Source organism: Desulfocurvus sp. (assembly GCF_023230885.1).
In the GTDB taxonomy this organism is placed as follows: Bacteria; Desulfobacterota; Desulfovibrionia; order Desulfovibrionales; family Desulfovibrionaceae; genus Desulfocurvus.
In genome coordinates, this window is the sequence record NZ_JALNWM010000150.1 from 1 (window position 1) to 8,518 (window position 8,518).

The following is an 8,518-nucleotide window of genomic DNA, read 5'->3' on the forward strand; positions in this document are numbered from 1 at the left end:
CCGCATCCTCCCGGCGCCGCAACGCGGCGCATGCCCGGGCTCCCGCCGGACGGCAGGCGCACCCGCCGCCCCCAGGGGCCCCGCCACCGGCCCCGGGGGCTCCCAGCCGCGCCGCTCCGCAGCTGGGCAGGGGCCGCGCCGCTCCCCCGCCCCGAGCCAACCGCCGGGGGGACCATCCCGGCCAAGCGCCGCGCATGCGTGTCGCGCCCTCCCTCGCGCGCCAGCGCCAGCATCAACGCCACCCCTCCCCGGCGATGAAGCCTGGAAAATCAGAGCATTCCACTTCTCAAAACGCTTTTTGTTGCAAAGCGTACTAAAATAGAACTTTCATTTTGTTTCAATCTGTATCGGATTGGCGCACGACCTTTTGTCCTGGCCCCAAAACGCTGAAAACCCAACACCTTTGCAGCTGGCACGGTTCATGCTGTTAAGGCGATGCTTGTGGATTTTATGTCTCGCATTTCCGGAAACGAATTCGGACCGTTATCCGGAAAAGCGACAAGGCCCCCGCCAGTGCGCGCCCGGCGGAAAATGGACGGACCAATGGATTATAAGGTATTACTCATCGCCCCGGAGGACGACTTCAGGCACAAGGTCGCGGACCGGCTGGCGGACTGCGGCCTGGACGTGCGCTCCGAGGCGGACCCCGACGAGGCCGTGCGCGTGCTGGCCGACCGGGGCGCCGAGGTGGTTCTCTTCGCCGCCGGGGACGAGCACGACAAGGACCTCGCGCTGCTCGCACGGCTGCTGGCCGCCGCCCCCAGGGCAGGGATCATCCTGCTCGAACCCGGCGGCGACGTGGATTTCGCCATGCAGGCCCGCCGCCACGGCGTGTTCGACGACATCCTCATCCCCTTCGAGATGTCGGACCTGCTGGCCAGGATCGAACAGGCCGGACGCGCGGCCCGGGGGCCGCAACGCTGACGGGCGCCCCGCGCCCAGGCACACAAGGCCGGCCCCGGGCCGGCCACAACTTCGCCAGGAGGCAGGTCTTATGGAAATGACCATCAAGGAGCTCATGATTCCCATCGGGGAATATGTGACCGTGAGCACGACGGACACGCTGGCCCAGTATTTCCAGGCCCTGGAGGCCGACAAGGCCGCCAAGGGCGGGGCCCACTGCCACCGCGACGCCCTGGTCATGGGCCCCGGCGGGCAGGTGACGGGCAAGGTGACCATGCACGACGTGTTCCTGGCCCTGGAGCCGACCTACAAAAGCATCATGGAGTCCATGTCGGACACCTCGGTGCTGACCCCGGACTACCTCGCGGGGATCTACAAGGACTTCAACCTGTGGGCCAAGCCCCTGCCCAGGCTGTGCGAGCGCGCCGCGCAGATCACCGTGGGCGACATCATGCACAAGCCCGGGGCCGCCGAGTTCGTCGACGAGGCGGACCCCGTGGACGTGGGCCTGCACCGCTACGTCATGGGCGTACACCAGCCGCTGCTGGTGCGCGGCCCGGACGGACGGGTCAGCGGTGTGCTCCGCTTCGGCGACGTATTCAAGCGCGTGAAGGACATGACCCTCTCCTGCTCCCTGTAACCCGAATTACCAACCCGACCAGCACAAGGATATCGCCATCATGAACGCAGCAACGGCACAGCATCAATCCGTCGACTGGAAGCGCCTCGTGTTCCTGCTCACGGGCCTGGCCCTGTTCACCGTGGTCTACTTCTCCCCGGCGTGGCCCGACGCCGTGGACCCCATGGGCGAACACTTCGTCCTGTCCCGCGAGGGCAAGGGCGCCCTGGCCGTGTTCCTTCTGGCGGGCACATGGTGGGTCTTCGAGGTCGTGCCCATCGGCATCACCTCGCTGATGATCGGCATCCTCCAGGCCGCCTTCCTCATCCGCCCGGCCAAGGTCGCCTTCAAGGACTTCATGGACCCCTCGGTCATGTTCATCTTCGCCTCGCTGGTCATCGGCGCCGTGTTCACCAAGACCGGCCTGACCAAGCGCCTGGCCTACAAGATGCTCGACATCGTGGGTGAACGCACCTCCATGATCTACCTGGGCTCCTTCGTGGTCTGCGGCCTGCTGACGCACATCATGGCCCACACCGCCGTGGCCGCCACCCTCTACCCCCTGCTGGTGGCCATCTACGGGCTGTATTCCGACGACCCGAACAAGCCTTCCAAGTTCGGCAAGGGCCTGTTCATGGGCATGGCCTTCGTGGCTGGCGCGGGGTCCATCGTGACCCTGCTCGGCGCCGCGCGCGGCGCCGTGGCCCTCGGGTTCTACAAGGACATCATGGGCAAGGAGATCAGCTTCTTCGAGCTGTCCTACTACATGGCGCCCATCGGCTGGCTGATGATCTTCCTGCTGTGGGGCTTCTTCATGATCACCTGCAAGCCCGAGCGCAAGACCATCCCCGGCCTGCGCCAGAAGGCCCGCGAGCTGAACGCCGGCCTCGGGCCGCTCTCGCGCAACGAGATCCTGGCCGCCGTCATCGTCGGCGTCGCCATCGTGGCCATGAGCCTGCGCTCCTTCATCCCGGCCCTGAACGCCATCGACAAGACGGCCATCATCCTCTCCTCCACCGTGCTCTTCTACGTCCTGCGCATCCTGGACCTGAAGGACCTCGAAGAGGTGCCCTGGAACATCGTGCTGCTCTTCGCCGGCGCCATGTCCATCGGCTTCTGCCTGTGGGAGACCGGCGCGGCCAAGTGGCTGGCCGTGAACTGGCTGGCCATGTTCAAGGATGCCCACTGGTTCCTGTTCGTCATGTCCATCGCCTTCTTCGTCATGGTCATGACCAACTTCATCATGAACGTGGCGGCCATCGCCATCTCCCTGCCCGTGGCCCTGGTCATCGCGCCCTACCTGGGCGTTTCCGGCGAGGTCATCCTGTTCGCCTCCCTGGTCACGGCGGGCATGCCCTTCCTGCTGCTGGTCGGCGCGGCGCCCAACGCCATCGCCTACAACTCGCGCCAGTTCACCAGCGGCGAGTTCTTCATGCTCGGCATCCCCGCCAGCATCATCCTCATGATCGTGGTGGGGCTGGCCGTGTTCGTCGTCTGGCCGCTCATGGGCATGCCCACCACCCTGCCCACCGGGGGCTAGACCATAGGGAACCAAAAGCGTAGAGAAACAGAGCGGTGCCGGGTCGGGCCGGCACCGCTCTCCTCTTCGCCAAACGAAAGCAAGGCGGTACCATAATGACCCAATTGAGCAAGCTGCTGGAAAGCATCATCACGAGGGCCAACGTCAACTTGCGGGAGTTCGCGGATGTGGAGCCCCACATCCGCAACCTTGTTCCCCACGAGCACTTCTCGAACTTCTACGCCTTCTACGCCCTGACCCTGCACCATCCCCTGCATTTCAAGTTCCGCGAGTCCTGCCTGTCCGGCACCTATTTCCTCGGCAAGTGCGATGTCCAGCGCTCCATCCTCTACAAGAGCGACATCCGCGGCGACGAACTCAAGCGCCGGGGCGACATGTTCGAAATCGACGGGATGAAGATCAAGGTCTACAGCGACGAATTCATCGCCATCCGCGACAGCTACCTGCTGAAGACCCTGGTCCACAACTACTCCCACGACCCCGAGAACCTCGAAAAATTCGCCATCCGCAACACCGTTGCCCTGCACTGGTCCAACATCCACGGCTCGCCCGTGGTCGGCTGCCTGCTCGAACCCTTCGCCACGGTGGACTTCACCAGCGCCCAGAACTGCGTTTTCGGCGCGCACAGCTATGTGCAGGTCGGCGACCTGGCCCACACCTACGTCAAGCCCGGCCGGGTCTGGGTCCGCTACGAGGGCGCCTTCGAATTCGACTACCAGTTCCCCCAGGAGGTGCTGGACCGCTACGTCCACTACGAGGTGGGCACCTGCCCCACGGGCATCATGATGGACTATGTGGAGGACCGCCAGGAGGACTTCATCCCCGTCTACTCCGCGGTGAACCAGTCCGTGTCCATCCCCGTGCCCCGGGGCGCGTCCCTGTCGCCCTACGCCGTGGTCAAGGGCGAGACGAGCATCGACGAGAACGTGCTCGTCTGCCAGCGCGCCTACCTGGCCGAGGCATCCCTCGGCCACGGGGCCAACGCCCAGGAGAACTGCTACATCGTCCACTCCCGCCTGGACGGCTACAACGTCACCGCCCACGGCGGAAAGATCATCCACGCCCACTGCGAGGCCAACTGCTTCGTGGGCTTCAACGCCTTCGTCCACGGCACCCCCGAAAGCCCCCTGCAAATCGGCAAGGGCTGCATCGTCATGCCGCACACCATCATCGACGCCTCCGAGGCCCTGTCCATCCCGCCGGGAACCCTGGTCTGGGGCTACATCCAGAACGCCGACGACCTGCGGCGCAACTCCGTGTCCCTGTCGCGGCTGCGCGACTTCAGCGGCGAGACCGAATTCGGCACCATGCGCTTCTCCGGCAGCGGCCGGGCCTTCGTGGACGCCTTCTCCAGCCGCATCCGGCACATCCTGGAAGCCAACGGCGCCTACTACGACCCCGCCACCGGCGAGGGCGCCGGGCACGCCCAGAAGAACAACGACATGGCCTTCAACATCGTCCAGCCCTATCCGGCCGGAAGGAACAAGGGCCTCTACCCGACCCTGGAAATCAGCCCCGCCACCGACGACTTCTTCGGCGACGACGACTAGCCGTCGCGGGCTCCGCCCTTCAGCGCCCCGGGCCGCAACGCGGCCCGGGGCGCCCGTTTTCCCTGCGCCGCCATCCGTCGGCGCCCGCCCGGGCCATGCGCGCGCTATGGCACTTCGCGCCCCTTTGTGGTACGCGCCATCCACCGGGCATGCGCCCGGACCAACCGGCCGCCCCGAGGCCAAGGCAACGGAGACCCGCCATGCATACCGCCCGCGCCCTGCGCACCGCAGCCCTGACGTTCACGGCCCTGGTTCTGCTGGCCGCCCTGCCCCTGACGGCCCAGGCACACCGCGCCAACATCTTCGCCTATACCGAAGGTGACACGATCCGCATCGAAGCGTCCTTCAGCGGCGGCAAGCCGGTGCTGCGCGCCCCGGTGGAGGTCTACGACGCCGCCTCGGGCGCCCTGCTGCTGACCACCCAGACCGACGACCAGGGCCTTGGCGCCTTCCCCGTGCCCCAGGCCGCCCGCGACGCCCGGGCGGACCTGCGCCTGGTGCTGCTGGCGGGCGAAGGCCACCGCGGCGAATGGGTGGTCAAGGCCGGGGAATACCTGGCCGACGCACAAGGCCCAGGCCCGGCAGCGGACACGGCGCCGACCGCGGCGGCCACAGCGCCCGCGACGGCCGCCGGGGCGGCGCCCGCCCTGGTGGACGAAGCCGCCCTGCGGCGCATCGTGGCCGAAACCGTGAGCCACGAGCTGGCGCCCCTGCGCCGCTCCCTGGCGGCCATGGCCGAGCCTGGCCCGACGGTCCACGACGTGCTCTCCGGCATCGGCTACATCCTTGGCCTGTTCGGCATCGCCGCCTGGATGCACGGGCGCAAGGCCCGCCGGTGATCGAGGAGCGCCTCCAGGGCGGGCGCGGCCCGCTGCATGGCCTGGACCCGCGCGCCCGCCTCGTGGGGGCGGCGGCGTGGTCCGTGGCGGCGGCGGTGATCCAGGCCCGGCCTGCGGCCTGGGCGGCCCTGGCGGCCTCGGCCCTGCTGCTCGCCGCCGCGCGCCCGCCCCTGGGCGAGGTCGCCCGCCGCCTGGGAGCCGTCAACGCCTTCATCGCCCTGCTCTGGCTGCTCATGCCCTTCAGCACGCCGGGGCAGCCCGTGCTGACCGTGGCCGGGCTTGCGGCCACGCGCCAGGGCCTGGAGCTGGCCGCGCTGATCACCCTGAAATCCAACGCCATCGTCCTGGCCTTCATGGCCCTGGTGGCGACCATCCCCGTCCAGGACCTGGGCCACGCCCTGCGCAAGGTCGGCGTACCCCTCAAGCTGGCGCTGCTGCTGGTGTTCACCCACCGCGCCGTGCAGGCCATGAGCGGGGAGTACCGGCGCATGCGCCAGGCCATGACCGTGCGCGGCTTCGTCCCGCGCACGGGCCTGCACACCTGGCGGGCCTATGCCTGCCTGGCGGGCATGCTCCTGGTGCGCGGGATGGACCGCGCCGAGCGTGTGCGCGAGGCCATGCTCTGCCGGGGCTTCACCGGGGAGCTGCGCTCCATCAACCCGCTGGCCGCCCGGCCTGCGGACCATCTTTTCCTGGCCGCCATGCTCTGCGCCTCGGCGCTGCTGGCCTGGGCCGGGCTCTGGGGGACAGCGCCATGACCGCCCCGCTGTTCGAGCTGCGCAAGGTGACCTACGCCTATCCCGGCCGCCAGCCGGTGCTGCGCGACCTGGACTTTTCCTTCGCCGGGACCGAGCAGATCGGGCTCATCGGCCCCAACGGCTCGGGCAAGACCACCCTGGCGCGCGTGGTCCTCGGGCTGGCCCGTCCCGGGGCCGGGCAGGTACTGCACCACGGCGCGCCCCTGGTGCGCGACCGCGACTTCACGGCCATCCGCCGCGAGGTGGGCCTGCTGTTCCAAAGCGCCGACGACCAGCTCTTCTACCCCTCGGTGCTGGAAGACGTGGCCTTCGGCCCGCTGAACCTGGGCCTCGCGCCCGGCGAGGCCGTGGCCCGCGCCCGGCAGACCCTGGAGCGCCTGGGCCTGGCGGGCTTCGAGCGGCGCATCACCTACAAGCTCTCGGGCGGGGAGAAGAAGCTCGTGTCCCTGGCGGCGGTGCTGGCCATGCGCCCCCGGGCCCTGTTCCTGGACGAACCCACCAACGCCCTGGACACGGCCACCCGCGCCCGGCTCGTGACCATCCTGAACGAGCTGGACATCCCGCGCATCATCATCTCCCACGACTTCGACTTCCTGGCCCAGACCACGCGGACCATCTACGCCCTGGCCGACGGGCGCGTCCATTTCGACGGGCACACCGCCACCCACGAGCACATCCACGCCCATGTCCACGCCCATGTGCACACCCACGCCCACGGCGGCGTGCCCCATGAGCACGGCCACGACCACGATCACGATCACGACCACGACCCGGCCTGAGGCCGCAACCGGCGGCCCGCCCACAACGGACAAGGAGCATCGCATGGCCTTTCATCTGCGCGAACACGGATTCGAAGCCGCCCTGGAGGCGGCCAGCGAACACGAAGACGCCGTGGTGGCCCACGGCTGGGTGAACCAGGGCGGCTTCTGGCACGTCCACGCCTGGGTGGAAACCGGGGCGGGCGTGGTGGACCTCACCGAGACCCGCGACCCGCAGGACCCGGCGGCCTACTTCGCCCGCCTGGGCATCGACCCCGCCCGCGCCGTGCGCTACGGGCGCGTGGAGTTCTTCACCCTCTTCGCCGAGCACGGGCACATGGGCCCCTTCGACCCGGCCTTCGACACCCCGCGGCCCGAGGGCCAATAGCCCGGAACGCGCCGGGGCCGGGCGCGCGGGCAAAGCCCCCCGGCGCCGCGCGGCCCTTGTGCGCCGCGCGCCGCGCAAGGGCCGCGCGTCCGGGGCTTCTCCCCGGGGCGGTTGTCTGCTAGGAAGTGCGGATGAAGAAAGGAATCCTGCTGGTTGCCTTCGGCTCGAGCCGCCAGGAGGCGCATCTGACCCTGGACCGTTTCGACGCCCGGGTGCGCGAGCGCTTCCCGGACCTGCCCGCGCGCTGGGCCTTCACCTCGGGGGTGGTGCGCGGCAAGCTCGCCGAATCGGGCATGAAGACCGACTCCGTGCTCAAGGCCCTGGAAAAGATGTGGTTCGAGAAGTACACCCATGTGGCCGTGCAGTCGCTGCACGTCATCACCGGGCGGGAATACGACGGGCTGGCGGCGGATGTGGCGGGTTTCAACGCGCCGGGCCGGGCCTTCGCCGGGCTGGCCCTGGGCGGCCCGCTGCTGCGCGGCCCGGCGGACGTGCCCCCCGCCGTGGAGGCCATCCTGGCCAACCTGCCCCCGGGCCGCGAGCCCGGCGACCCCGTGGTGCTCATGGGCCACGGCACCTGGCACGCGGGCGACAGCCTCTACGACCTGCTCTACGACGCCCTGCGCGCCCGCACGGACGACGTGTTCCTGGCGACCATGGACGGGCGGCTGACCATCGCCGAGGTCCGCGACGCCCTGCTGGCGCGCGGCGCCGCCCGCGCCTGGCTCCAGCCCCTGCTGGCCATGCCCGGCCGCCACGTCCAGCACGATATGTGCGGCCCCCGGCAAGACTCCTGGGTCAGCATCCTGCGCGCCGCCGGCATCACCCCCATCTGCGCCACCACCGGCACCGCCGAATACCCCCAGTTCGCCGCCCTCTGGCTCGACCACCTGGAGGAGGCGGTGCGGGAGTTAGGGTGAAGGGGGTTCCGGCCCAACAAACAAAAGCCCCAGGCTCGAACACTCTTCGCCGGAGGCCCAATGCGTTACCCCATCATCGTCCACACCGACCCGGACAGCCCGGGCTACAGCGCCAGCATCCCGGACTTCCCCGGCTGCTTCACGGCAGGCGATACCTTGGAAGAACTGGCCGCCAACGTCCAGGAGGCGGTGGAACTCTACCTGGAAGACGGGCCCCTGGCCCCCTGGACGGTCTGCCCAAGC

General features: G+C 68.9%; 10 protein-coding genes. All 10 read left to right on the plus strand.

Going from position 1 to position 8,518, the window contains the following annotated elements:
* Positions 1–543 precede the first annotated feature (543 nt).
* Positions 544–924 carry a hypothetical protein gene (locus M0P34_RS11025; RefSeq protein ID WP_291499016.1) on the plus strand — a complete coding sequence of 127 codons (381 nt, stop codon included), beginning with the start codon at positions 544–546 and terminating at the stop codon, positions 922–924.
* 70 nt (positions 925–994) lie between these two features.
* Positions 995–1,543: a hypothetical protein gene (locus M0P34_RS11030; RefSeq protein WP_291499018.1), complete on the plus strand. Its 549-nt coding sequence runs from the start codon at positions 995–997 to the stop codon at positions 1,541–1,543.
* Between the two features lie 40 nt (positions 1,544–1,583).
* On the plus strand, positions 1,584–3,062 hold the full coding sequence (locus M0P34_RS11035; protein ID WP_291499020.1) for an SLC13 family permease: 1,479 nt from the start codon (positions 1,584–1,586) through the stop codon (positions 3,060–3,062).
* Between the two features lie 95 nt (positions 3,063–3,157).
* Positions 3,158–4,612 carry a transferase gene (locus tag M0P34_RS11040; protein WP_291499022.1) on the plus strand — a complete coding sequence of 485 codons (1,455 nt, stop codon included), beginning with the start codon at positions 3,158–3,160 and terminating at the stop codon, positions 4,610–4,612.
* A 200-nt stretch (positions 4,613–4,812) separates the two neighbouring features.
* A complete protein-coding gene (locus tag M0P34_RS11045; RefSeq protein ID WP_291499024.1) occupies positions 4,813–5,451 on the plus strand; it encodes a hypothetical protein in 639 nt (212 codons plus the stop codon).
* Positions 5,448–6,209, plus strand: a complete 762-nt coding sequence (cbiQ, locus tag M0P34_RS11050) for a cobalt ECF transporter T component CbiQ (RefSeq protein ID WP_291499026.1) — start codon at positions 5,448–5,450, stop codon at positions 6,207–6,209. Before M0P34_RS11045 ends, cbiQ begins: the two co-directional genes overlap by 4 nt.
* The gene (locus M0P34_RS11055; RefSeq protein WP_291499028.1) at positions 6,206–6,988 is read left to right on the plus strand and encodes an energy-coupling factor ABC transporter ATP-binding protein; all 783 of its coding nucleotides are present in this window, start codon (positions 6,206–6,208) and stop codon (positions 6,986–6,988) included. The genes cbiQ and M0P34_RS11055 overlap by 4 nt, the downstream gene beginning before the upstream one ends.
* A 43-nt stretch (positions 6,989–7,031) precedes the next feature.
* Positions 7,032–7,355: a hypothetical protein gene (locus M0P34_RS11060; RefSeq protein ID WP_291499030.1), complete on the plus strand. Its 324-nt coding sequence runs from the start codon at positions 7,032–7,034 to the stop codon at positions 7,353–7,355.
* 131 nt (positions 7,356–7,486) lie between these two features.
* Positions 7,487–8,275, plus strand: a complete 789-nt coding sequence (locus M0P34_RS11065; protein WP_291499032.1) for a sirohydrochlorin cobaltochelatase — start codon at positions 7,487–7,489, stop codon at positions 8,273–8,275.
* Positions 8,276–8,335: 60 nt separating this feature from the next.
* The coding region (locus M0P34_RS11070) for a type II toxin-antitoxin system HicB family antitoxin (protein ID WP_291499034.1) at positions 8,336–8,518 on the plus strand (183 nt) is incomplete at its 3' end.

What these genes read in the sequence shown, in the direction of transcription:
- M0P34_RS11025 (WP_291499016.1), top strand. Translation starts at nt 544, where the DNA reads ATGGATTATAAGGTATTACTCATCGCCCCGGAGGACGACTTCAGGCAC.
- M0P34_RS11030 (WP_291499018.1), top strand. Translation starts at nt 995, where the DNA reads ATGGAAATGACCATCAAGGAGCTCATGATTCCCATCGGGGAATATGTG.
- M0P34_RS11035 (WP_291499020.1), top strand. Translation starts at nt 1,584, where the DNA reads ATGAACGCAGCAACGGCACAGCATCAATCCGTCGACTGGAAGCGCCTC.
- M0P34_RS11040 (WP_291499022.1), top strand. Translation starts at nt 3,158, where the DNA reads ATGACCCAATTGAGCAAGCTGCTGGAAAGCATCATCACGAGGGCCAAC.
- M0P34_RS11045 (WP_291499024.1), top strand. Translation starts at nt 4,813, where the DNA reads ATGCATACCGCCCGCGCCCTGCGCACCGCAGCCCTGACGTTCACGGCC.
- M0P34_RS11055 (WP_291499028.1), top strand. Translation starts at nt 6,206, where the DNA reads ATGACCGCCCCGCTGTTCGAGCTGCGCAAGGTGACCTACGCCTATCCC.
- M0P34_RS11060 (WP_291499030.1), top strand. Translation starts at nt 7,032, where the DNA reads ATGGCCTTTCATCTGCGCGAACACGGATTCGAAGCCGCCCTGGAGGCG.
- M0P34_RS11065 (WP_291499032.1), top strand. Translation starts at nt 7,487, where the DNA reads ATGAAGAAAGGAATCCTGCTGGTTGCCTTCGGCTCGAGCCGCCAGGAG.